15 protein-coding genes are annotated in these 24,971 nt (G+C 72.4%); 5 read left to right on the top strand and 10 right to left on the bottom strand.

Features of this window, described 5'->3' with window-relative positions; translation table 11 throughout:
• Positions 1–48 precede the first annotated feature (48 nt).
• Together polX and FEF34_RS34885 are read right to left on the bottom strand one after the other, a co-directional pair.
• The gene (gene polX / locus FEF34_RS34890) at positions 49–1,770 is read right to left on the bottom strand and encodes a DNA polymerase/3'-5' exonuclease PolX (protein ID WP_138056725.1); all 1,722 of its coding nucleotides are present in this window, start codon (positions 1,768–1,770) and stop codon (positions 49–51) included.
• Between the two features lie 75 nt (positions 1,771–1,845).
• Positions 1,846–3,186, bottom strand: coding sequence for a hypothetical protein (locus tag FEF34_RS34885; protein ID WP_138056724.1), 1,341 nt, complete (start codon positions 3,184–3,186; stop codon positions 1,846–1,848).
• 309 nt (positions 3,187–3,495) lie between these two features.
• Here FEF34_RS34885 and FEF34_RS34880 point away from each other — a divergent pair, with 309 nt between their 5' ends.
• Both FEF34_RS34880 and FEF34_RS34875 read left to right on the top strand, forming a co-directional pair.
• Positions 3,496–5,571 (top strand): SpoIIE family protein phosphatase, encoded by a 2,076-nt coding sequence (locus tag FEF34_RS34880; RefSeq protein ID WP_138056723.1) that lies wholly within the window; start codon positions 3,496–3,498, stop codon positions 5,569–5,571.
• A 130-nt stretch (positions 5,572–5,701) separates the two neighbouring features.
• Positions 5,702–8,149, top strand: a complete 2,448-nt coding sequence (locus FEF34_RS34875) for a SpoIIE family protein phosphatase (RefSeq protein WP_138056722.1) — start codon at positions 5,702–5,704, stop codon at positions 8,147–8,149.
• A gap of 200 nt (positions 8,150–8,349) precedes the next feature.
• On the opposite strand, the gene FEF34_RS34870 is transcribed toward FEF34_RS34875, so the two are convergent.
• The 6 genes from FEF34_RS34870 to FEF34_RS34845 form a co-directional block, all read right to left on the bottom strand.
• A complete protein-coding gene (locus FEF34_RS34870; RefSeq protein ID WP_138056721.1) occupies positions 8,350–11,022 on the bottom strand; it encodes a SpoIIE family protein phosphatase/ATP-binding protein in 2,673 nt (890 codons plus the stop codon).
• 400 nt (positions 11,023–11,422) lie between these two features.
• Complete coding sequence (locus FEF34_RS34865; RefSeq protein ID WP_138056720.1) at positions 11,423–14,482, bottom strand: alpha-mannosidase; 3,060 nt, start codon at positions 14,480–14,482, stop codon at positions 11,423–11,425.
• 292 nt (positions 14,483–14,774) lie between these two features.
• Complete coding sequence (locus FEF34_RS34860) at positions 14,775–16,025, bottom strand: glycoside hydrolase 5 family protein (RefSeq protein ID WP_138056719.1); 1,251 nt, start codon at positions 16,023–16,025, stop codon at positions 14,775–14,777.
• Positions 16,026–16,094: 69 nt separating this feature from the next.
• On the bottom strand, positions 16,095–16,916 hold the full coding sequence (locus FEF34_RS34855) for a carbohydrate ABC transporter permease (protein WP_234043283.1): 822 nt from the start codon (positions 16,914–16,916) through the stop codon (positions 16,095–16,097).
• Positions 16,917–17,020: 104 nt separating this feature from the next.
• Positions 17,021–17,998 carry a carbohydrate ABC transporter permease gene (locus FEF34_RS34850; protein WP_138056717.1) on the bottom strand — a complete coding sequence of 326 codons (978 nt, stop codon included), beginning with the start codon at positions 17,996–17,998 and terminating at the stop codon, positions 17,021–17,023.
• 25 nt (positions 17,999–18,023) lie between these two features.
• Entirely contained in the window at positions 18,024–19,325 is a 1,302-nt protein-coding gene (locus FEF34_RS34845; RefSeq protein WP_138056716.1) for an ABC transporter substrate-binding protein, read from the bottom strand.
• A 260-nt stretch (positions 19,326–19,585) separates the two neighbouring features.
• Between FEF34_RS34845 and FEF34_RS34840 the strand changes: the two genes are divergently transcribed.
• Positions 19,586–20,677, top strand: a complete 1,092-nt coding sequence (locus FEF34_RS34840; RefSeq protein WP_138056715.1) for a LacI family DNA-binding transcriptional regulator — start codon at positions 19,586–19,588, stop codon at positions 20,675–20,677.
• Positions 20,678–20,697: 20 nt separating this feature from the next.
• On the opposite strand, the gene FEF34_RS34835 is transcribed toward FEF34_RS34840, so the two are convergent.
• Positions 20,698–21,261, bottom strand: a complete 564-nt coding sequence (locus FEF34_RS34835) for a VanZ family protein (RefSeq protein ID WP_171053213.1) — start codon at positions 21,259–21,261, stop codon at positions 20,698–20,700.
• A 153-nt stretch (positions 21,262–21,414) separates the two neighbouring features.
• Here FEF34_RS34835 and FEF34_RS34830 point away from each other — a divergent pair, with 153 nt between their 5' ends.
• Positions 21,415–21,921, top strand: coding sequence for a metallophosphoesterase family protein (locus FEF34_RS34830; RefSeq protein WP_138056714.1), 507 nt, complete (start codon positions 21,415–21,417; stop codon positions 21,919–21,921).
• A gap of 16 nt (positions 21,922–21,937) precedes the next feature.
• Here the strand turns inward: FEF34_RS34830 and FEF34_RS34825 are convergent, their stop codons facing one another.
• Positions 21,938–23,575, bottom strand: a complete 1,638-nt coding sequence (locus tag FEF34_RS34825) for an FAD-dependent oxidoreductase (protein ID WP_138056713.1) — start codon at positions 23,573–23,575, stop codon at positions 21,938–21,940.
• A gap of 205 nt (positions 23,576–23,780) precedes the next feature.
• Between FEF34_RS34825 and FEF34_RS34820 the strand changes: the two genes are divergently transcribed.
• Positions 23,781–24,902 (top strand): SchA/CurD-like domain-containing protein, encoded by a 1,122-nt coding sequence (locus FEF34_RS34820; protein ID WP_138056712.1) that lies wholly within the window; start codon positions 23,781–23,783, stop codon positions 24,900–24,902.
• Positions 24,903–24,971 lie beyond the last annotated feature (69 nt).

The following is a 24,971-nucleotide window of genomic DNA, read 5'->3' as shown; positions in this document are numbered from 1 at the left end:
GACCGGGCCGCGGCCGTGCCGGGCCGGCGGGCGTGCCGGGCCGGGTGGTCAGACCGAGGGCCGCAGGAAGCGCCTGAGCTTCGTCAGCGGCCAGGTGTTGACGACGTCGTCCTTGGAGAGCCAGCCGCGCTGGGCCGTCGCCACCCCGTACCGCATGTAGGGCAGATGGGTGGTGGAGTGCGCGTCCGAGTCGATCGCGAAGCGCACGCCGTGGCGCTTGGCGCGCAGGATGTCCTCGTCGCCGAGGTCGAGCCGCTCGGGGTGGGCGTTGATCTCCAGTGCCGTGCCCGTGCGGGCGCAGGCCGCGAAGACGGCGTCGAAGTCGGCGTCGACGGGGGGCCGTTTGCCGATCCTGCGGGTCGTGGGGTGGCCGATGACGGAGATGTACGGGTTCTCGCAGGCCCGGACGAGGCGGCGGGTGAGGGCGTCCCGGCTCTGGTTGAAATGGGAGTGGATCGAGGCCAGGCAGATGTCGAAGCCCGCGAGGAAGTCGTCGGGCCAGTCCACGTCCCCTTCGGGACCGATGTTGAGCTCGGTGCCGTGCAGCAGTCGCATGCCCTTGTGCTTGCGGTCGAGTTCACGGACCCGTTCCCGCTGGGCGAGCGTCTTCTCCTTCGTCATGCGCTGCATGGCGAGGTCCGGGGCGTGGTCGGTCACCGCGTAGTAGGAGTATCCGCGCGCCGCGGCCGCGGCGACCATCTCCTCCAGCGGGGCCAGACCGTCGGTGAGATCGGTGTGGGTGTGCAGATCACCGCGGATGTCCTCCTCCGTGACCAGCACGGGCAGTTCACCGCGGAGTGCGGCCTCGATCTCGCCCCGGTCCTCGCGCAGGGTCGGGGGGATCCAGGGCAGGCCCAGGCGTTCGTAGATCTCCTCCTCGGTCGAGGAGACGATCCTCTCGCCGCTCTCGGCGTCGAAGAGCCCGTACTCGGACAGCTTGAGCCCCTGGCGCACCGCGATCTCGCGGGTGCGGATGTTGTGCGCCTTGGCCCCGGTGAAGTACTGCAGTCCCGCGCCCCAGGAGTCGGGCGGCAGCACCCTCAGATCGACCTGGAGCCCCTTGGTCGTGCGGATGGACGTCTTCTTGGCACCGTGGGCGATCACCTCGGCCGTGTTCGGGAGTGCGGCGAGTGCGTCCATGAAGGGAGCCGAGGCGTCCGCGGCGACGAGGACGTCGATGTCGCCGATGGTCTCGCGCATCCGGCGCAGCGATCCGGCGTAGGCGCACCTCTCGCAGCCCTCCACACCCGACAGTTCGGCGACGATCCGCTCGGCCGCGTCCATGGCGGCGTTGAGCAGGATCCGGGTGCCGGCCTTCTGCATGAGCGCGATGCCGTGGAGGATGTTCGCCTCCGTCTTCTCGCCGAAGCCCCTCAGATCGCGCAGCCGCTCCCCGTGGACCGCGTCGAGCAGTTGGTCCACGGAGGAGATGCCCAGCTCCTCGTACAGGAGCAGCGCCTTCTTCGGCCCGAGCATGGGGATGGCGATGAGCTCCCGCACCCCGGCGGGAATGGACTGCCGCCGTTCCTCCACCGCGCTGATCCGCCCGGACGTCAGATACTCCACGATCTTGTCGGCGATGGACTTGCCGACGTGGGGAATCTCGCGCAGCCCCTTGGGGTCGAGGGTGGTCACGTCGGCCGGGTAGCCGCCGATCGCGCGGGCGGCCTTCTCGTACGAACGGGCCCGGAAGGCGTCGCCGCCGGTGATGGCGATGAGGTCGGCGTACTCCTGGAGGATCGCCTCGATCTCGTCGTTCGCCCTGGCCATGGATCCAGCGTCACACGGCGGGCCGGCGGGCGCCGTGCGGGCGCCGGCCTCCGGGGGGCCCGGAAGGCCGGGGGCTCACGGGGTGCCCGGTGGGCCGCCGGTGGCCGCGGGTCCGCGGGCCGGCGGCCCGGGGGCCGCCCGGTCGTCGTCCTGCGCCAGGAACTCGACGATCGCGAGGGCGAAGAGCAGGGCGAGGGCCAGTCCGACGACGACCCAGGCGGTGGGGTACGACCAGAGGACGTACGCCAGCACGGCGGCGGCGACCAGCACCCAGGTGATCCACGTCCGGTAGCGGCGCACCCACGGGCCGACCGGCCCGGTGCGCAGGCCCGCGCGGTTCGCCGTGGCGCGGGTGGCGGCGATGCCGGACGTCCACAGCTGCCGGGCGAGACCGGCGTAGCGGCCGGGACCGGTGAGCCAGGCGGCGAGGGCGACGACGACGCCGAGCATCACGATGTTGCGGATCGTGGTGCGCAGGAAGCGGACGAGGGCGTCGAACACGGCCTCCGCCGCGGGCTGGGACACCCCCTTGGGCAGGGAGTCCAGATAGATCAGCCGGAACACCGCGAGGCCCGCGCCGAGCAGCGCTGTGGCGACCGCGACCCCGAGCGCGGCCGCCACCAGGGCCTTTCTGCGGTGGGCGGAGAGCAGCACTCCGGCGGCGATCAGCACCACGGCCACGATCGGCAACCAGGTGCCCGCGAGCTGGAGCAGCCGGAAACCGGTCTTGACGCGGCCGACGTCCTCGGACTGGAGGACGGTGAAGTCGGTGTGGATCTCGGGGATCTTCTCGGCGACGGTGAGCCCCTCGTCCACCAGCCGCTGCTTGACCTGCTCGATGACGGGCGCGAGGTCGATCTTGACGGCGTTGTCGGTGAGCTCGATGGCTCCGCCCCCGCTGCCGGTGAGGGCTTTGTCGACCGCGGCGTGGATCCGGCGGTTCGCGTCGGTCCAGATCCGCTGGAAGGTCTCGGAGGCGACGATGTCCTGGGTGCGGGCCTGCACGAAGCTGCGGACGGCGTTCTCCAGGGCGCCTCCGAGCCGGCCGATCAGGGCGTCGAGCCGCGGACGGTCGGCCGGTGCCACGTCCTCCAGCAGCGCGGGGAGGTCGATGTGCTCCATCACGACGTTCGTGACCCGGGTCGCGACGGCTGCCTGGACAGCGGGGTCGGAGGCGAGCGGAGCGACGGTGGCGACATAGCGGTCGGTGTCGCCCACCTCGCTCTCGGCCCAGGTCGCGACCGCGCTGAGCGGGGCGAGCAGGCAGCCGATCACGATCAGCACCGCGGCCAGGGCGGAGCGCATACGGTGCCGGGGCGGCCGGGCCGGGGGCTGCTCCCGGGCCTCCAGTGCCGCGATCCGGGCACGCAGCTGCTCCAGGTCACGTCCCTCGGAGCCGGTGTTTCCGTCCGGCATGCGTACTCCTCCGCTGGTGGTCAGGCTGACAACAGCAGAACCCGGGGCCCGCGGGTGCGCGAGCCGTGAAGGGCCGCTCAGGTGAGGGCCCGGCGGATCCGTCCGAGGAGGCACCGGCCGAGCGGGCAGGGGCCGCCCGCCACAGAGGTACGGCCGTGACACCAGGACGGCCGGGGCTGCCCGTGGGGGAGGCCGGACGTACGAGGGCTCCGGAGCGTGTTCAGCAGGCGGCGTCACCGCGGAGCCCGGACCCCGTGCCGCCGGGCTGCGCCGAGTTGCCCCCGGCACGCCGAAGGCCATCGTGGAACTGTGGACGGAGACGACGCACGGCGGCGGGACTCGGCCATCCTCGACGCCCTGTTCACTCAGGCACCGCACGGCCTCTTCCTGTGTGACGACGAGCTGCGGGTCATCCGGTTCAACCGCGCGGCGCCCGGGGTGCGCGGCATCCCTCCCGGGGAGGTGCTGGGCAAGACCGTCGCCGAACTCACCGAGGGCTTCAGCGGTGACCCCGTCGTCGCCCTGGCGGAGGGCGTGCTCCGCACCGGCACGGTGGTCCACGACCGCCTGATCACGGGCAGGCCGCTGTCCGATCCCGAACGGGACATGACCGTCTCGCTGTCGCTCTTCCGGCTGGAGGGGCCCGACGGGGAGGTGCTCGGCCTGGCCGTCATCGCCGACGACGTCACGGAACGCGAGGCGGCGCTCGGCCGGCTGGACCTGCTCCACCAGGCCCGGCAGTCCATCGGCACGAGCCTCGACGCGTACCGGACGGCGGAGGAGCTCGTGGAGGTCCTCCTGCCCCGGCTCGCCGACGCGGCGGCGGTGGACCTGCTCGACGACGCCTTGCGGGGGCGCCCGCTGCGCCCCGGCCCCGTACCGGCGGACACGCCGTTGCGGCGGGTCGCGTTCAGGTCCGTCCTCGGCCGTGAGCGGGGGCCGCGCAAGGGCGAACTCAACACCTTCGGCGCCCACACCCCTTACTCCCAGGTCCTCAACGACCTCACACCGCGGCTCGTCACCGACGTCGACGCGAACGACGCCTGGCTGGACGCGGACCCCGAACGCGGCGAACCCATCGTGTCCGCGGGCGTCCACTCCCTGATGGTGGTGCCGCTGACGCTGCGGGAGACGGTGCTGGGGGTGGCCGCCCTCTACCGTTTCGAACGCCCCGAGCTGTTCGACGACGCGGATCTCGCCCTCTCGACGGAACTGGTGGCCAAGACCGCACTGCACCTCGACAACGCCTGCAGTTTCGCCCGTGAGCGCACCGTGGCGACAACGCTGCAGCAGGGGCTGATGCCGGGCCGGCCCCCCGAACTCACCGCGGTCGACACCGCGTACACCTATCTCCCCGAGAGCGCGGGAGGTGACTGGTACGACGTCATCCCGCTGTCCGGTGCCAGGGCCGCCCTGGTCGTGGGTGACGTCGCCGGGCACGGCATCGAGGCCGCCGCCACCATGGGCCAGCTGCGAACGGCCCTGCGCACGCTCGCCCTGCAGGACCTGGAGCCCGGTGAACTGCTCGACCGGCTCGACGAGACGGCCGCCTTCCTCAGCCGGACACGCTCACCGGTCGGGCACGGCGACGACGCGCCCCCGGACCACCTCGCCACCTGCGTGTGCGTGGTCTACGACCCGGTGTCCCGGGTCTGCGCCACCGCCCGGGCCGGCCATCCGCTCCCGCTGGTGCTGGGGCCCGACGGCTCGGCGCTGGAGTTCGACGTACCGGACGGTCCCCCGCTGGGCGCGGGAGGCACCGGTTACGCGTCCGCCACCGTCACCCTCCCGGAGTCCACCCTGCTGGCGCTCTACACGAACGGCCTGGTCAGCACCCCCGGCCAGGACGCCGGGAAGGCCCGTGCCCGGCTCCACCAGATCCTCGCCCAACCCGAGGCGTCCCTCGGGCGGCTCTGCGACTCCGCGGTCTACGAGCTCCTGCCCCGCCGCCCCCAGGACGACGCGGTGCTGCTGCTCGCCCGTACCCGCGCCCTGCGCGCGGACCGCGTCACCAGCTGGACCCTGCCCCGGGACGGCTCGGTCGTGGCCACGGCCCGCCGGCTGATCGAGCACCAGCTCCAGGCGTGGGACATGCCGGACGCCGTCTTCACCACCGAACTGATCGTCAGCGAGCTGGTGACCAACGCGATCCGCTACGGGCAGGGGCCGATCGAGCTGCGGGTGATCCTCGACCGCACCCTGATCTGCGAGGTCTCGGACGCCAGCAGTACCTCGCCGCACATGCGCCATGCCACCGCAACGGACGAAGGAGGCCGTGGACTGTTCATCGTCATGCAGCTCAGTGACCGATGGGGCACCAGGACCACCGGAGACGGCAAGACCATCTGGTCGGAACAGGCGATCCAGCACGGCGCGGCCCGGTAGGGTCCACGCACACCAGAGCGCCGCGGCACGGACCACGCTCCGTCCTGACTCGCCCGGAGGGTCCCGGGCGCGACAGCATGGAGGGAGGACGGCTCTCGGCGGCTGCCCGCGCGAGGAGGCGGAACAGACGGTGACCAGGCAACGCTTTGCGTTCTGCGGGGCCGAGCTGGCAGCTGTCTACGTCCTCGCCGGCGGGGGCCGCGAACTCCATCTGGCCGAGCTGACCGGTGACCGCAGGATGCTGTACGGGCTGCCGACGATCATCGCCGTGGAGGGCCACTCCCCCGCCGCCGAGGCCTTCCGCGCCGGCCGCCCGCTCTGGCTGAACCCGAAGGAGCTGGCGGCGTACGTCGAGCTCGACCCCCACCACTTCCCCGGCCGCCGCGGGGAGGGGGCGGCGACGACCGCCCGGCTCTCACTCGGGGCGCTGCCGCTCGGGCGGGGCGCCAACGAGCTGGGCTGTCTGATAGTGGCGGGCGAGGTCACCGAAGGCTTCAGCCCCGACCGCCGCGCGCTGCTGGAGCTCTACGCCGACCAGGTCGCCGCCGGGCTGGAATCGGCCGCTGCCCGAGTGCCGGGCCGTACGCCGCCGCAGCCGCACCTGGGGCAGGCCGCCCTGGTGCCGCTGCAGGGCGGCGCGTTCATCCTGGAGCTGAGCACCGGTCGCATGGAGGCCCACGAGTACGTCCTGGAGCTTCTCGGCGTCCCCGCCGAGGAGTTCGACGGGCGGGTGGAGACCCTGCTGGCCTGCGCCGTCCCCGACGACATCCCGGCTCTGATGGAGATCGTCGAACCGGGGCGGATGTCCGCGGCCACCGAGCAGCTGGCTTTCCGTATCCGCCGGCCCGGCGGCGAGCTGCGCTGGCTGGGGCTGCGCTGCCGGGTCGAGGTGGACGCCGACGGCACTCCCGAGCGGGTGCTCGGTGTGGTGGCCGACGCCGCCTATCTGCGGCCCAGTGCCGACGAGGTCTCGGTGGTGCAGCGGCTGTCGGCCAGGCTGGCGGGGGCGAGCACCATCCGGGAGGTCAGCAGGCTGGTGGTGGCCTCGCTCCGCGGTCCGCTGGAGGCGGGCCGGGTCGCGGTCGCCGAGCGGGAGGGGGACAGGCTGGTGGTCACGGTCCTGGACCCGCCGGAGCCCGACGCCTGGCCCGCGGTCTGGCGCGCCGAATGGCGCTCCGAGTGGCCGGACCTCTCCATCCACGAGATGCCGACGATCGAGGGTGCGCTGCGCGAGGGGCATGTGAGCCTGTGGCCGGCGGGCGCGGACCTCGAACCCGCTCTGGCGGAGATCGGGCGCGGGGGCCTCGCGGTGCTCCCGCTCCGGGCGGACGGCCGGATGGTCGGGGTGTGCCTGGTGGGGTGGGACGACGGGCACCGGTTCGACCCGGAGGAGCGGTCGCTGATGACGGCCGCCGCGGCCCTGGTCGGGCAGGCCCTGATGCGGGCCCACGCCATGGACGCCGGGCACGAACTGGCCACGATGCTCCAGCGCAGTCTGCTGCCGAGGAAGCTCCCCGAGCTGCCCGGCGGTGAGGCCGTCGCCCGCTACCTCCCGGCCACGGCGGGGCTCGAGGTCGGCGGCGACTGGTACGACGTCATCCCGCTCGGCGACGGCCATGTGGCCCTGGTCATCGGGGACGTGCAGGGTCACAGCGCCGGGGCGGCGACCATCATGGGGCAGATGCGCACGGCGGTCAGGGCGTACGCGGTGGAGGGGCACCCTCCGGACGTGGTCGTCGCCCGCGCCAACCGGCTGCTGGTCGGCATGGAGACCGATCTGTTCGCGACCTGCCTCTACGTGGACCTCGACATGGAGGAGGGCATCGCCCGGCTCGTACGGGCCGGGCATCTGCACCCGGTGATCCGGCACCCCGACGGCAGCACCGAGGAGCTGATGGTCGAGGGCGGCCCCCCGCTGGGCGTCCTCGCCGACGAGGAGTACCCGATGACGGAGGCGGGCCTGGTGCCCGGCACCCTGCTGATGCTGCTGACGGACGGGCTGGTCGAGTCGGCGGCCCTCACCCTGGAGGAGGGCATGCGGCGGGTGTGCGACACGCTCTCCGCGGCGGACCCCGCCGACGCCGGGCGGGTGGCCGACGAGCTGGTCGTGGCGGTGAACCGGCGCGACGACGACGTGGCCCTGCTGCTGCTCCGTTACGACGGCACCCGGGTGCGGCCGATGCGGACCCACTGGACGGTGTGGCGGCTGCCCAACGCCGTGATGCACGCCCGGCGTTTCACGGCGCGGACCCTGCGTTCCTGGGGCGCGGAAGAGGAGCTGGAGGGGGCTCTGCTGGTGGTGTCCGAACTGGTCACCAACGCCATCGCCCACACGCAGGGCGAGGTGCGGCTCGATCTCACACTGTCCGCCGACCGGTTGCGGATCGCGGTGAACGACGCCTCACCCCGCAGCCCCGTCAAGCCCGCCGACCAGGACTGGGAGGCGACCGGCGGCCGCGGGCTGCTCATCGTCGAGGCCACGACCGCGTCGTGGGGCGCGGTGCCGCTCAGCGGCGGCAAGCAGGTGTGGGCGGAGATTCCGCTGGCGCCGCGCGAGCGGGTGGCCAAGGCACGCTGAGCCGGAAGTGCCGGCGGCGGTGCGGAGGAACGCGCGAAGGAGCAGAAGGAGCAGGGGGCGGGCCCGGCGGTGGGCGATCGGCCCGGCCGTCCGGCACGGTGCGGCGCGCTCGATCCCACCGCCCCGGTGGTCCGCGCCATCGACCCGGAATCTCCCCTTCCGGCCTGGTCCCCGGTGCCGTGGTGCCGCGTCCGCACGGGCTACCAGGGCAGCGGCTGCTCGGTCCAGATGACCTTGCCGCTGCCCGTGTAGCGGGTGCCCCAGCGCGCGGCGAACTGGGAGACGAGGAACAGCCCCCGGCCGCCCTCGTCGGTGGCGGTGGCCCGGCGCAGATGTGGGGCGGTACTGCTGCCGTCGGAGACCTCGCAGATCAGGGAGCGGTCGCGGATCAACCGCACCGTGATCGGTCCGCCGGCGTGGCGGATGGCGTTGGTGACCAGTTCGCTGAGGATCAGTTCGGTGGTGAACGCCTCCTCCGCGAGCCCCCACTCCTCCAGGGTCCGGGAGGCCTCGGCACGTACCCGGGCCACTTCGGACGGGTCCGCCGGCACGCCCCAGGTGACGGCGCGGTTGCCGCCCAGCACCCGGGTGCGGGCGACGACCAGGGCGACATCGTCACGGGGGCGCTCCGGCAGCAGTGCGTCCAGCACCGCACGGCAGGTCTCCTCCGGCGTTCCGCCGGCGTGGGCGAGCGTGCGGCGCAGCAGGTCCAGTCCTTCGTCGATGTCGCGGTGCCGGTCCTCCACCAGTCCGTCGGTGTAGAGCACCAGGCTGCTGCCCTCGGAGAGATGCAGTTCGCTGGACTCGAACGGGAGTCCGCCGAGGCCGAGGGGCGGCCCGGCCGGCACCCCGGGGAACTCGACCTCGCCGTCGGGGTGCACGATGACCGGCTCCAGATGTCCCGCGCGGGCCACGGTGCACAGCCGTGACGTGGGGTCGTAGATCGCGTACAGACAGGTGGCGCCGGTGAGCGCGGTGACCGAGCCGTCGGTGTCCTCGTCCTGGTCGATGCGCGAGACCAGTTCGTCCATGTGCCACAGCAGCTCGTCCGGTGGCAGGTCGAGGGCGGCGAAGTTGTGGACGGCGGTGCGCAGCCGCCCCATGGTCGCCGCGGCGTGGAGGCCGTGGCCGACGACGTCCCCGACCACGAGGGCGACCCTGGCACCCGGAAGCGGGATCACGTCGAACCAGTCCCCGCCGACCCCGCCGACCCCGCCGAGTCCGGCCTGGGCGGGAAGGTAGTGGTAGGCCACGTCCAGGGCGGTCTGCTCGGGCAGGGCCCGCGGCAGCAGGCTCCGCTGGAGGGCGACCGCCATCGAGTGCTCGCGGGTGTACCGGCGGGCGTTGTCGATGTTCACCGCGGCGCGGGCGACCAGCTCCTCCGCGAGCGACACGTCGTCGTCGTCGAAGGGCTCCGGCTTCTGGGAGCGCCAGAACGTGGCGACGCCCATCGTCACGCCGCGGGCCCGCAGTGGCACGGCGATCATGGAGTGGATGCCGTAGCCGACGAGTCTGTGGGCCCGGGCCGGTTCCTGTTCCTGCCACCCCGAGAACGCGGCCAGGTCGGCCTCCAGGACGGTCTTGCCCCGGGCGTAGGCGACGGCCTGGGGGGCGGTGGGGACGAAGTGGATCAGTCGGCCGGACGGGTAGAGCGGGGTGTCGTGGCGGACGCCCGTGAAGGCGATGCGGCGCATGTCCGTACCGGTCTCCGCCGGCTCGTCCCCGCTGAGCACGGGATCGGGGAGATCGACGGTGACGTAGTCGGCGAACCGGGGGACGGCGAAGTCGGCCAGCTCCTGCGAGGTCCGGACCACGTCGAGGGTGGTGCCGATCCGGATGCCGGCGTCGTAGACGAGTCGCAGACGGCCCTGCGCGGTGTCGGCACGGCCGCTGAGGGCCCGCAGCTCGGTGGTGTCCCGCAGGGTGGCCACGGTGCCGCAGGGCCCCGAGCCGTCCGGCGGCGGGCCCATGGCGCGCTGGTTCACCGCGACCAGTTGGTCCTCGATGACATGCACCTCGTCGCTCGCCGGGCGGCCGGACTCCAGCAGCCGGGCGATCTCGGGGTCCATGGCGATGTCGCACACGGGGCGCCCCTGGACGTCCGGGGGCAGCGCGAGCAGCCGTCGTGCCTCGTCGTTGACGAGCACCAGCCTGCGGTCCTCGTCGACGATCAGCACGCCCTCCCGGACGGCGTGCAGGACCGCGTCGTGGTGCTCGTACATCCGGGTCATCTCGGTGGGCCCCAGGCCGTGGGTCTGGTGTCGCAGCCGCCTGCTGATCAGCGCGGCCCCTGAGGTGGCGACGACCAGGGCGAACGCCGCGGCGCCGAGCAGGAGGGGAAGCTGGTCCTGGGCTCCGCCGGCCCGCTCCACCGCGATGCCGGCCGCCACGAGGCCGATCACCTCGCCGTTCGCGTCCGTCACCGGCGCGACGCTGCGGATCGAGGGACCGAGGGTGCCGGTGACGGTCTCGGTCACCGTGCCGCCGGCCGCCGCCGGGGCGATGGTGCCGATGTACTTCTCGCCGATCTCCTCCGGATTCGGGTGGGTGTACCGGGTGCCGTCCGGGGCCATCACCACGACGAAGTCGACGCCGGATGTCCTCCTCGCGGCCTCGGCCTTGCGCTGCAAGTCCGCGCTCGGGTCGGGGCCGCGCAGCGCTTCCTTGACGCCCGGTGCGGTGGCATACGTCTGGGCCACGGCGACCGACCGCTTGCGCGCCTCGCGCCCGCCGTCCGACCGGGCTTGCAGGAGCAGTGCCGCGACGGCGGCGACGACGAGCAGCAACGCCACCGTCACCTGCAGGACGAACACCTGACTGGCGACGGTGCGCGCGCTCATCACGGAGCGGAGACGGCCGAGAAGTCCGGCCATGCTCCTATCTAACACCGGGCCGCTACAGCGGGCGACCGCGTCGGCCCGCCGTAGCGGCCGTCTCGGGGCGCCCCGGCGCGAGAGGAGGTGCCGCCGCGAGGGGGCTCCGGTGCGGCCGTGGTGCGCGGATGGTGACGGAGGCGTTCCGGGGCTCGTAGCACCCCGGCGGATCCCGTCCGTGCCGGACGCCTCGGTGCCCGTCGCGGGCGGACGCGACGCGGGGTGGCCGCCGCGTGGCGGCGGCCACCCCCGTCACCCTCTTGCCGGCCGTGCCGGCACCGGCGCGCGTCAGTTCGCGCCGGTCCCCTCTCAGGACCCGGATCCCCCCGTCCCACGCCCTCGACGCCCTCCGGCCCCCCGCTCTTCCTGGCCCCGCAACCCGTCCCGGCCCATCGGCCCCTCAGCCCCTGGTCAGCCGCAGCGTCACGAGCTCGAACGGGCGCAGGTCGAGGGACACCGTGTCGCCGGTGCGCTCCACCGTCCGGTCCTCGGCCCCCGGACGCTCCAGCAGGTCCGTCGCCACCGCTCCCGCCAGGGGGAAGCCTGCCGTCAGCCTCGCGCGGGCACGCCCGCCCCGCGACTCGTGGAAGCGGACCACGACATCGCCGCTGCCGTCGTCGGCGAGCTTGACCGCGGTCACCACCACCGCGTCGTCGTCCACCGCCACCAGCGGCGCGACGGCCGCGTCCGCACCCGTCACCCGCCGCTCCGGAAGGTTCACCCGGTACCCCTCGCGCACCGCGTCGCCGATCGTCGCGCCCGGTACGAGAGCGTGCCGGAAGCGGTGGACCCCCTGATCGGTCTCCGGATCGGGGAAGCGCGGGGCGCGCAGCAGGGACGCCCTGAGTGTGGTCGTCGTACCGGAGTCGGCGGTACGGACGGTACGGGTCACGTCGTGACCGTACGTGGAGTCGTTGACCAGCGCCACGCCCCAGTCCGGTTCGCCGATGTGGACGAAGCGGTGGTTGCATGCCTCGAACTTGGCCGCCTCCCAGCTGGTGTTGGTGTGCGTCGCCCGGTGGAAGTGGCCGAACTGGGTCTCGGACGCGTACCGCTCGGCGTGCACGTCGAGTGGGAAGGCCAGCTTGAGGAATTTCTCGGTCTCGTGCCAGTCGACTTCGGTGTCGATGTCGAGCCGCTTGGCGCCGGCGGCGAGCGACAGCACCTGGCGCACCTGGGACGCCCCGAAGGAGCGCACGATCCGCACGGCGGCCGCGCCGGGTTCCGCGGCGCCTTCCCGACCGGCGGCACCTTCCGGGCCGGCCGGCTCCACGAGATCCGCCTCCACCAGGTCCGTCACGGTGTTCCGGTAGAACTCGTCCACGTCCCACGCGTCCCACATGTTCGGGAAGTCCGCGTGCAGTTGCAGCAGGTTGGCGGCTTCCCCCTGCGGAACGGTCTCCCGCTCGGCGCCGATGTCGTACACGGAGACGACCAGGCCCCGCCCGTCGATCTCCACCCGGAGCAACCCGTTGTCGAGGACGTGTCCGCCGCCCGCGCGCGGCTGCAGATGGGACGCGCCGCCGCCGGTCGGCCGCGCGGCACCGCCCGCCGCGATCCCGTGCCGTGCGTGCGGGGCGGAGTTGAAGACCAGCTCAGCGGAACCGTCGCCGGCGAGGGCACGCTGGGCGGCGTCGACGATGGCGTTCAGCTCCTCGGCGACCGCCGCGTACGTCCGCTCGGCCTCGCGGTGCACCCAGGCGATGGACGAGCCGGGGAGGATGTCGTGGAACTGGTGCAGCAGCACCGTCTTCCAGATCCGGTCGAGCCGTTCGTACGGGTACGGGAACCCGGTCCGCACCGCGGCCGTCGCGGCCCACAGCTCGGCTTCGCGCAGCAGGTGCTCGGAGCGGCGGTTGCCCCGCTTGGTCCTCGCCTGGCTGGTCAGCGTGGCCCGGTGCAGTTCGAGGTACAGCTCGCCGACCCACACCGGCGGATTCGCGTACTCGGCCTCGGCCTTGGTGAAGAACTCCCGAGGAGTCTCCCAGAGCACGGTCGCCGCGCCTTCGAGGTCGCGCATCCGGGCGGCCTTGGCGACCATCTCCCGGGTGGTGCCGCCGCCCCCGTCGCCCCAGCCGGTGGGCGCGAGTGAGTGCCGGGCGACGCCCTTGTCCTTGAAGTTCCTCGCGGCGTGGGCGATCTCGCTGCCCTTCATGGAGCAGTTGTAGGTGTCCACCGGAGGGAAGTGGGTGAAGATCCGCGTCCCGTCGATGCCCTCCCACTGGAAGGTGTGGTGCGGGAACCTGTTCGTCTGCGACCAGGAGATCTTCTGGGTGAGCAGCCGCCTGGAGCCGGCCGCCTTGATGATCTGGGGCAGCCCCGCGGCGAACCCGAACGTGTCCGGGAGCCAGGCCTCGTCGTTCTCGATGCCGAACTCGTCCAGGAAGAACCGCTTGCCGTGGACGAACTGACGCGCCATGGCCTCAGATCCGGGCATGTTGGTGTCGGACTCCACCCACATGCCTCCCGCCGGCACGAACCGGCCGTCGGCGACGGCCTTCTTCACCTTGGCCCACACCTCCGGCCGGTGCTCCTTGATCCAGGCCCACTGCTGCGCCTGCGACATGGCGAAGACGAAGTCGGGCTCGTCCTCCAGCAGCGCCGTCATGTTGGAGGCGGTGCGGGCGACCTTGCGCACGGTCTCCCGCAGCGGCCAGAGCCAGGCGGAGTCGATGTGGGCGTGGCCGACGGCGCTGATGCGGTGCGCCGAGGGCTGGGCGGGGGTGGCCAGTACCTGCTCCAGGCGGGCCCGGGCGGCGGCGGCCGTGCCCGGGACGTCCTGCAGGTCGACGGCGTCCAGGGTCCGGTCGATCGCGCGCAGGATCTCCCAGCGCCGGGCGGAGTCCGCCGGGAGCTCCTCCATCAGCTCGCCCAGCACCTCCAGGTCCATCACCAGCTGCCAGACGTCCTCCTCGAAGACGGCGAGGTCCATCCGGTTCAGCCGGTACTGCGGCTCGGTGCCGGCGGTCTCCCTGTCCCCCAGCGCGGTGGGGAGGAACGGGTGGTAGTCGAGGATGACGGGGTTGGACGCCGCCTCGATGTGCAGCCGCACCTGCTCGCCGCCCTCTGCGGGCGCCGCGATCCGGACCCACTGGTTGCGCGGGTTCAGTCCCTTGACCGGGGTGCTGTCGGGCCGGTAGACGAGCCCTTCGCACTGGAATCCGGGCATGTTCTCGTCGAAGCCGAGGTCGAGGACCGCCTCGACCGTCCTCCCCGCCCACTCGGCCGGGACCGTCCCGGTCACCCGGAACCAGCTGGTCCCCCACGGCGCGCCCCACCTCGTGCCGACGCTGATCGGCGAGGGCTCGGCGGCCAGCCCTTCGGCGACCGGCACGGGCTCACCGGGGGCGTTCCAGACGGCCACGTCCAGCGGGACGGACGCGGAGTACACGGCGGGTCGGATGCGCTCGTCGAGGACACGCTTCAGTCGGGCCTCGACCAGGCTGCGGTCGTCATGCATGAGGGCTGCTCCGTAAGGGGTTCGGAATGCGGGGACGGGTGTCACCAGGGGTGGACGAGGACGGTACAGCCGGAGGGACGGGCTCTCCGTGACAGGTCGGGGATCCGGGACCGGTACGGGGAGATCCCGGTCGCGGACCCCTCCCGCACGTGGTGACCGGTGGTCGCGACCGGCCGGGCACGACGGCACCCGGACCTGCCGCCGCCCCGGGACGGGCGCCACGGGGACGGCGAGCGGTCCACGGCGGCAGGGGCCGTAAGGGCCCTGCCCATCGTGAGGGCGGTGAGGGCCGTCATCGGACCTCGTCCGGGGTGACGACCTCGGTGATGCCCCGGGCGGCCAGATGCCCGGTCTCGCCCGCCCTGCTCGCGAGGACGGCGGCGGGCCGGACCCCGTCCGCGGTGAGCCGGGCGAAGGCCTCGAAGACGGCTCCGCCCGGCGCGCAGACCGAGCGCCGCGGGGCGGTGTCGTCGTCGCCCGCGTCGACGACGAGAGCCGTGGTGCGCGGGGCGGGCCGGTGCGGACGCTCCCGCTGCTCGCGGACGATGCGGGCGATCGTCCGTCCGGCCGGCTTGACCTCCCGGTCGCTGGTCATCAGGCCCAGGCTGTACTCGAGTTCGGGGAAGTCGGCCAGGGAGCGCGACACGTCGTGCGAGCACCACCAGGTGACGCCCCACAGGTCCTGGCAGTCGAGGGCGTTGACCACGGTCGCCTCGGTGAAGGTGTCGGCGTGCTCGGCGGGCACCAGCGGTGCGGGGGCGCCGACCTCCTGGAGCCACACCGGGCGGTGCGGATCGTCCGCCCACGCCTTGGAGAGTTCGACGAGGTAGGCGGCGTGGTGCTCGGTCGCCGTGCCCGTGCGGCCGTGACGCTGGGCCGTGCCGTTGAAGACCCAGGAGTGCACGGCGGTGACGGCGCCCAGTCGGGCCGAGTGCGCGGGTGTGAACGGCTGGTCGTCCTGGTACCAGGCGGCGTCGTACTCGGCGTGCAGGTGCAGTCCGCCCGGCGCGCCCTCCTCGCAGGCGGCCAGCAGCAGACCCAGCCAGCGCTCCGCCTGTTCCGGTGTGATCCGGTCGGGGTCCGGGTGCGGTCCGGCGGAGAACTGGTTGACCTCGTTGCCGATGGTCATGCCGATGAAGTTGGGTCGGTCGGCGAGGGCTTGGGCGAGCGTGCGCAGATACTCGGCCTGGCCGGTCACCACGTCCGGGTCCGTGAAGATGCTGCGGCGGTGCCAGGTCCGCGTCCAGGATGGCAGGAAGTCGAAGCTCGACAGGTGCCCCTGGAGTCCGTCGACGCTGACGTCCAGCCCGCGCTCCGCGGCCGCGTCGGCGAGCAGGACGAGCTGCTCCACGGCCCGCGGGCGGATCAGGGTGCGGTTGGGCTGGAAGACCGGCCAGAGCGGGAAGACCCGGACGTGGTCGAGGCCCAGTGCCGCGACGGAGTCCAGGTCGCCCCGTACGGCGTCGAGGTCGAAGTCGAGCCAGTGGTGGAACCACCCCCGGCTCGGGGTGTAGTTGGCGCCGAAGCGCACGCGTGAGGACATATGTGTCAGGGGCTCCTCGGAAGGTCGGTGGACGGGACGGTTCGGTGGACCGGTCGCGTGGACGGTGCGTCAGCCCTTGACCGCGCCCTCGCCCACGCCTCGGAAGAAGTAGCGCTGGAGGCAGGCGAACAGGACGATCAGCGGCAGCACGGCGATGATCGTGCCCGCCGCGACGAGGCGTTCGTCGTTCGCGAAGGTGCCGTGCAGGTAGTTGAGCCCGATGGTCAGGGTGAAGTTCTGCGGATCACTGAGCACGATCAGCGGCCACAGGAAGTCGTCCCAGGCGCCCATGAAGGCGAGGATGGCGACGACGGCCAGGGTGCCCCTGACCGCGGGCAGCGCGATCCGCGCGAACCGCTGCCAGACGTTGGCCCCGTCGACGAACGCGGCCTCCTCCACCTCGTAGGGCAGGCTGAGGAAGGCGTTGCGCATCAGCAGCACGTTCAGCGCGGAGACCGACAGCGGGAGCACGACACCGACGAGGGTGTTGTTCAGTCCGAGCTCGCGCATGGTCGTGAACTGGGCGACGATGACGCCCTCGACGGGCACGAGCATCGCCAGGACGAACGCGACCGTGGCGGCCCTGCGGCCCCGGTAGCGCAGCCGGGCGAGGGCGTAGCCGGCGAGGGCCGCTCCCGCGCAGTTGGTCACCACGTTGGCGACCGCGACGGTGAGCGAGTTCAGCGCGTAGTCCCATACGGGGATGGTCTCGGCGACACGACTGTAGTTGGCGAGCGTGGGCTGCTCGGGAAGGAAGCTCGGCGGGAAGCTGAAGATGTCCTCGTGCGGGCCCTTGAGCGAGGTGGCCAGCTGCCACAGGAACGGCCCGACGGTGAGGGCGAGGACGGCGAGCAGCAGCACGTAGCGCAACGCGACCTCCCAGCCGGGCATCCGGCGCCCGCTCTCCCGGCCGCCGCGGATACGTCCCCGCTCCGCACCCTCCCCCTGCCGTTCCACGGCGTCCTCCCACTGGTCCGAACGGTCCTTCCGCCGGCTCATGCGCCCTCCTTGCGGTCGGCGCGCAGCACCAGCAGCATCAGCGCGACCGTGACGACGAAGACGACCACCGAGATCGCCGAGGCGTATCCGACCCGGCCGCTCAGCCCGGTGCCGGTGCGCTGGACGAGCATGACGAGGGTGGTGTCCTCGCCTGCGGGGCCGCCGTCGGGGCCGGCCATCAGGTACACCTCGGAGAAGACCTTGAAGGCCGCCACCGAGGAGAGCGCCCCCACCAGCACCACCGTGGAGCGGACCGCGGGAAGTGTGACGGCGAGGAACCGGCGTACGGCCCCCGCACCGTCCACGGACGCCGCCTCGTGGAGCTCGCGCGGGACGTTCGCCAGCGCGGCGAGATAGATGATCATGTAGTAGCCGAGGCCCTTCCAGACCGTGACCGCCATGGCGCTCAGCAGGAGCAGCCACTGGTCGCTGAGAAAGCCGACCCGGCCGACGCCCACCGCCTCCAGCACCGCGTTCACCAGCCCGCGTTCGTCCAGCAGCCACACCCAGATCAGGCCGACCACGACGATGGAGGCGACGACCGGGGTGTAGAAGGCGGAGCGGAAGAACGAGATGCCCGGGATCTGCTTCTCCACGAGCAGTGCCAGCAGCAGCGGCAGGACCACCAGTGCGGGCACGACGCCGAGCACGTACAGCGTGCTGTTGCGCAGGCCGATCCAGAACATCTCGTCCCCGAGCATCTCCCGGTAGTTGTCCAGTCCCACGAACCGGCCGGGCAGCAAGGTCCTGCGGTCCGTGAAGGAGTTGGCCACCGTGGAGAGGAACGGGTAGAGGCTGAAGGCGCCGGCGACCAGCAGCCCGGGGGCGGCGAACAGCCATGGGCTCGTGGGCAGATGCCGTCTGATCCGGCTTCGTCCGTCCCGTGGCCGGCGACCGGGCGGGGGGCTCTTCGGTGCGCGCCGCTCCGCCGTGCTGCCGGCGGTCGCCGTCGGGGACGCGGTGGGGGTCGTCATGGCACGGTCCCTGCTCGTCCGGATCTCAGCTCTGCCTCAACAGCCTGTCGCACGCCTTGACAGCGTTGTCAAGAGCTTCCTCGGGGCTCTCCTTGCCCTGGAGCGCCCTCGCGACGGCGTTGCGCAGCTCGGTCTTCATCTGGTCGCTCATCAGCACCGGGGTGTAGTTGACCGCGGTCTTCAGGGACTTGGCGGCCGCGATCCGCACCCGCGTCCCGTCGGTGCCGTCCTCCTTGGTGAAGTACGGGTCGTCGAGGGAGCCGGCGGTGCTCGGGAAGATGGCGACCTGCTTGGCGAACTCCATCTGGTGACGGGCGTCGGTGACGAAGTGCGCGAAGGCCACGGCGGCCGGCGCCCGCTCGGTCCGGGCGTTCACCATGACACCCATCACGTACATGTTGTCCTTTCCGGTGCTGCTGATCTGCTCGGTGATCCCGATGTTCTCGTACAGGGCCGGGGCGTCCTTCCTGAACTTCTCCAGGTCCAGGGCGGAGCCCGGGTTCATCGCCACCGACTGGGTGAGGAACTTCTTGCCCGCCGACTCGGACGTCGCGGTGAGCGCCTGCGGGTCGAGCGCCTTCGCCTCGTACAACTCCTTGTACCTGGTGAGCAGTTCGACGCCCTTGGCATCGTTGAAGGTGAAGGCCGTACCCTCCTCGTTCATCAGCGGCACGCCGTAGCGGCCGAAGTCCTCGATGGTGGGGATGTTGGCCAGCGTGGCGATCCTCCCCTTGCTCTCGTCGGCGATCCGGAGCGACTGCTCGAAGAGTTCGTCGTACGTCGTGGGGGGCCTTTCCGCGTCGAGCCCGGCCTCCTCGAAGAGGCGCTTGTTGTAGAACAGCGGACCGGTGTTGAGGTACCAGGGGAAGGCGTACGTGCCCTCCATCCCCGGGATCCGGTGGCCGGCCCAGGCACCCGGCAGGTACTCCTTCTCGTACTGCGCGGCCGCCTTGTCGAGGTCGAGGGCGAGGCCGGCCTTGGCGAGCGGGGCGAGCAGGTCCGGGGAGACGTTCACGACGTCGGGGAGGGTGCCGCCGGCGGCGTCGGCGCTGAGTTTGTCGGCGTAGCCCTCGGCGGGCTGATCGATCCACTTCACCTCGGTGCCGGGGTACTTCTTCTCGAACTCGGCGATGAGGCCGGTGAAGTAGGGCTTGAAGTTGGCCCGCAGGTTCCAGGTCTGGAACGTGATGCTGCCCTGGACCTTGCCGGAGGCGTCCGCCGCGCCCCCGCCGCCTGACCCGCCTCCACAGGCGCTGAGCGGTAGGACGACGGCGAGGGCTGCGGCAGCGGCGGCTGCTCTGCGGGCGGTACGGCGGGGGATGGGCACGGTGGATCGACTCCTTCGCTCGGCCCGACGTGACGCCGGGAATCCGGGGCACGGGGCGCCGCGGACGCTTGGGAGCAGACCCTGCATTGCGTTTCCGGGAAAAGTCAATGCACTGACTCGACGAAGTCCTACCGACCTGGCATCACTACAGTTCAGCGACTTTCGCATACAGGGTTGCCTGATCGACTAATGCGCTTTAGGGTGCAACCACTCAAGCGCATTAGTGCGCCCAGGTCACCGAAGTCGGGAAAGGGGCACGGATGGGAGCGGATCCCCCGTCCGCCAAGGACGCGTCGCAGCGCCGGCGGGCACCGGCCCGCCGGCCGACGATGAAGGACATCGCCCGGCGCGCGGGGGTCTCGGAGAGCGCCGTGTCGTTCGCGCTCAACGACCGGCCGGGCGTCTCCGAGATCACCCGCGACCGGGTGCGCCGGGTCGCCGAGCAGCTGGGCTGGCGGCCGAGCACCGCCGCCCGCGCCCTGTCCGGTGAGGGCGCGGCGACGGTGGGCCTGGTGATCGCGCGGCCCGCGGGGACGCTCGGCGTCGACTCGTTCTTCCTCCAGCTGGTCTCCGGCATCCAGGAGGTGCTGTCGGAGCGCCATCTCGGTCTGCTCTTCCAGGTGGTGGAGGACGTGGACGCCGAGTGCGCGGTCTACCGCCGCTGGTGGGCCGAACACAGGGTGGACGGAGTCCTGGTCGTCGACCCGCGGACCGACGACCCGCGGCCGGCGCTGCTCGACGAACTCGGCCTGCCGGCCGTGGTGATCGGCGGTGCCCCCGAGGAGGGCGGTCCGGCGCTGTCCACCGTGTGGGCGGACGACACCGGCGCGATGGCGTCCGTCGTGGACCGGCTCCACGCGCTCGGGCACCGGCGGATCGTGCACATCGCCGGGCTGCCGGGTCTCGCGCACACCGAGCGGCGCATCCGCTCACTGCGCGCCGAGGCCGCGCGGCTGGGGCTGACCGAAGTCCGTTCCGTCACCACCGACTACTCGGACGCGGAGGGCGCCGCGGTCACCCGCGGAGTGCTCTCCGACGACGCACCGCCGACCGCTCTCGTGTACGACAACGACGTGCTGGCCGTGGCCGGCGTCGCCGCGGCGACGGGTCTCGGCTGGGGGGTGCCCGAGGACGTGTCGATCGTGGCCTGGGAGGACTCGGCGCTGTGCCGGCTGGTAGACCCGTGGCTCACCGCCCTCTCCCGGGACACCGTCTCCTTCGGCCGCATCGCGGCGGGCGAACTCACCGCGCTGCTCGACGGAGGCGCCGCGCGTACGGTCCGGGTGCCGGTTCCCGGCCTGATCGAGCGGGCCAGCATCGGGCCGGGTCCGGCGACGGCCGGCCGGGGGTGACCGGGACGTCGTCCGGGGCCTCAGGCCTCGGGCGCCGCCGCGCCGCGGGGCCGGCGCCGCCACCAGTGGTCGCGGCGCGGGTGCACGGCGCGGCCGAGCCGGCGGCCGATGAGGAGATACCCCAGCACGGCACCCGCGGTGTTCAGGATGACGTCGTCGACGTCGAACGCACGGCCGGTGACCAGCGCGCCCTGGATGAGCTCCACGAGCGCCATGACCAGCGCCGTCGCCAGCAGCACCCGCAGGAGGCCGCGGGCCTTCGGCACCAGGACCGGCAGCAGCACGCCGAACGGGACGCCCAGCAGGACGTTGCCGCCGAGCTGCCTGACGGTGTCTCGGAACGCCGGCTGGGACAGGTAGTCCCGGATGGACGCGCCCGGCCGGACGTTGCTGTGGGTGAGCGGTTCCGACGCGGCCGACGGCTCGAGGGTGAGCCGGGCGAGGACCACGCTGAAGGCGACGGTCGCCACGAACGCCGCAACCACGGCCAGTGCCCGCAGAACGGGTGCCATCGGTTCCGCTCCCGGTGCCGGCCGGGCTCCGGTCTCCTTCGCCGCCGTGTCGTTGCCGCCGCTGCGCCTCATGGTCGCCTCTCCCCAGCCGTGTGGGCCCGCCAGTGCCCGCACCGGATACCCGCGCCCCGTGGGCTTCATTCGCCCTGCCGCAAGCCCTGCGGGGCGCCCCGCGTCCGCCCTTCCGGACGGCCGGCGGACGCCGGTCCGGTGGACAATGCGCTCATGAGGCTGGTGCTGACGTCGGACACCCATGTCCCCGCGCGGGCCCGGGAACTGCCGGGTGAGCTGCTGCGACGGATCGAACGTGCCGACGTCGCGATCCATGCCGGCGACTGGGTGGACACCGCCACCCTGGATCTCCTCGAAGCCCGTGCGCGGCGGCTCGTCGCGGTGTACGGCAACAACGACGGTCCCGCACTGCGGGACCGGCTGCCGGAGGTCGCCCGCGCGGAGCTGGGCGGTCTGCGCTTCGGCGTCGTGCACGAGACGGGCCCCGCGCAGGGCCGCGAACGGCGGTGCGCGGAACGGTTCCCCGACCTGGACGTCCTGGTGTTCGGCCACAGCCACGTTCCCTGGGACAGCACTGCCGAGGGCGGGCTGCGGCTGCTGAACCCCGGCTCGCCCACGGACCGGCGGCGGCAGCCGTACTGCACGTACATGACCGCCGTGGCGGCCCGCGGTCAGCTGACCGAGGTCGGACTGCACCGGCTGCCGCCACGGCGGCCGTGAGGGTGCTCGCGCCGGTTCAGGTGCGGTGGAGCAGGGCTTTCATGGTGTCGAGCAGGGCCGTCTCCGGGTCGCGGACCGCACCGGGCGCGCGCCAGGCGACGAAGCCGTCGGGGCGCACCACCACGGCGCCCTCGTCGGTCGTGCCGTGCAGTTCGGCCCAGTCACCCGCTTCGGGTACGAGTTCCGCGTGCGGCTCGGCGCCGATCCGGTAGGCGTCCAGTGTGATGGACAGCTTCTCGGCCACCTTGGCGGCCGCCGTGTGCCACCGTGTGCCGCCGGAGCCGGTGAGCAGCACGAAGCTGCGCTCGTACAGGTCCAGCGTGGAGATCGTCCGCTTGCTGCCCTGCGGGTGCAGCCACATGTGCGGGGCGCGGGTGCCGGGGTCCCCGGAGAAGTCCATCCGATCGGGTACGACGGCCATGTCCGGGTCGGCTCCGACGACGGCGCCGCGCGGATAGCGGTAGCCCATGGCGACGGTGAGCATGCCGCGCTGGCGGCCGCCGACCATCTCCGGTCCGGGGGTGTAGCCCGGATGGCTGTGCTCCGCGGACCGTGCCGAGGCGCGCTCGCTGGTGGCCTCGGCCACCGGCCGGCGCTCGGCCTCGTAGCTGCTCAGCAGGCCGGGGCCCGCCGACCCGTCGAGGACGAGGGAGAGCTTCCAGGCGAGGTTGTGGGCGTCCTGGATGCCGGTGTTGGAGCCGAACGCGCCGGTCGGCGACATCTCGTGGGCGGAGTCCCCGGCGAGGAAGACCCGGCCCCGGCCGTATCGTTCCGCGACGCGTTCGGCCGCGTGCCACGGGGCCTTTCCGGTGATCTCCACGTCGATATCCGGGGCACCGACCGCGCGGCGGATGTGCGCGGCGCAGCGCTCGTCGGTGAAATCCTCCAGCTTCTCGCCGGTGTCCGGCTGCCAGGGGGCGTGGAAGACCCAGTTCTCGGCGTTGTCCACGGGCAGCAGGGCGCCGTCCGCGCCCTCGGCGGTGAGGTAGCAGACGATGAAGCGCCGGTCGCCGACGACGTCCGCGAGCGCGCGGGAGCGGAAGGTGATGCTGACGTTGTGGAACAGGTCCCCGTGGCCCGCCTGGCCGATGCCGAGGTGCCCGCGAATCGGGCTGCGGGGCCCGTCGGCCGCGATCAGGAAGTCGGCGCGCACGGTCCTGCGCCGTCCCGACCCGCGCTCCTGCACGATGGCGGTGACGCCCTCCGCGTCCTGCTCGAAGGAGACCATCTCGGTGGAGTAGCGCAGGTCGCCGCCGAGCTTGCGCGCGCAGTCCAGCAGCACCGGCTCGAGGTCGTTCTGGCTGCACACGCACCACCCGGACGGGCTGAAGCGGGCGATCCCGCCCCCGGGGTCGATCTCCTTGAGCAGCCACTCTCCCGCGTCGCCGTGGAGCGACGGGGTCTGGAGGATGCCGTGGTTGTCGGCGAGGAGGGACGCGGCCTCGTGGATCAGCGGCTCGGCCCCCGCCACCCGGAACAGTTCCATGGTGCGGACGTTGTTGCCCCGGCCGCGCGGATGCCTCGACGTGCCCGCGTGTCTCTCCACCAGCATGTGCCCGACACCGAGCCTGCCGAGGAAAAGCGATGAGGACAGCCCCACCAGGGAGCCGCCCACGATGAGTACCGGTACGCGCTCGTCGATGTGTTCTTCCATCAGTAGCTCCAGCTCCAGCCGCCGGTAGGGGGAATGGAGTTTCCATGCCCTGGCGGGAGGGACTCGATCGCCCGGTTCACCCACCTGGTTCACACATCTCGCGCCACCCGTGGTACCGGCACAGGATCGAAGCCTGAAACCCCCCCGAGCCGGCTTCGTGCACCGCACGCGGCGGCCCCACCGTCTCGAAGGAGATGCGTGCATCATGACTCCGCTTTCCGAACGTATATCCCAGTCGGCCTTTGACGGCTCCAGGCTGCGTGTCGTACTGCTGCTGGACCTTCATGACGGCGCTCAGCAGAACTTCCTGAAGGCGTACGAGCACATGCGCAACCAGGTCGCGTCGGTGCCGGGCCACATCAGCGACCAGCTGTGCCAGTCGATCGAGAATCCCTCGCAGTGGCTGATCACCAGCGAGTGGGAGAGCGCACCGCCCTTCCTCGCCTGGGTGAACAGCGAGGAGCACGTCGAGACCGTACGGCCGCTCCACAACTGCGTCCGGGACACCCGCTCCCTTCGCTTCAGCGTGCTGCGCGAGACGGGCAAGCCGCACACCTCCGCAACCGCCAACGCCGTTCAGGGCGGACTGCAGCCGTTCCCCCGCGTGGGTGACAACGTGGTGCGCCACGCACTCACCTTCACCGTGAAGCCGGGCACCGAGGCGCTGGTGGCCGACATCCTCGCGGGTTACCAGTCGCCGCAGTCGAAGGTCGACGAGCACACCCGACTGCGCCGGACCTCGCTGTTCATGCACGGCAACCGTGTCGTGCGGGCCGTCGAGGTGGAGGGCGACCTGATGGCGGCGCTGCGCCACGTGGCCCGTCAGCCCGAGGTGCGGGCCGTCGAGGAGGCCATCAACCCCTATCTGGAGCAGGACCGGGACCTCAACGACCCGGACTCCGCACGGGTGTTCTTCACCCGGGCCGCGCTCCCCGCGGTGCACCACCTGGCCTCGGCGGGCACCGACGACGAGGCCCTCAGGCGGCACGCGCTCTACTACCCGGCCAAGCCCGGTTGCGGCATGGCGCTGGCGCGGCTGCTCGCCGGTGAGGACGAGGCGGCGGCGGGCGACCGGTCGACCCCGATCGACAGCAGCACGATCTTCCAGCGGGACGACATCGTCGTACGCCTGGTCGACGTGCGCGGCTCAGGTGACGCGGCGCCGCTGCAGGTGATCGGGGCGCACGGACAGCGCAAGGCGGCCATGCTGTCCCGCCTGCTGGACAGCGAGGCACTGGGAATCGACGCCCCGGCCACGGAGGAGGACATGTCCAAGCTCCTGTCGTCCGCGGACATGCGTCCGATCACCGACCGCCACGCCCCCTGACCCGTGCGACCGGCCGCCCAGGCACCCGCACACCCCGACCGCCGGCGCCCCATCGCGCGGCCACGTGGA

Origin of the sequence: Streptomyces marianii (assembly GCF_005795905.1) — a bacterium.
In the GTDB taxonomy this organism is placed as follows: Bacteria; Actinomycetota; Actinomycetes; order Streptomycetales; family Streptomycetaceae; genus Streptomyces; species Streptomyces marianii.
The sequence above is the reverse complement of the archived record's forward strand: the minus strand, read 5'-3'. Positions and strand labels throughout refer to the sequence as shown.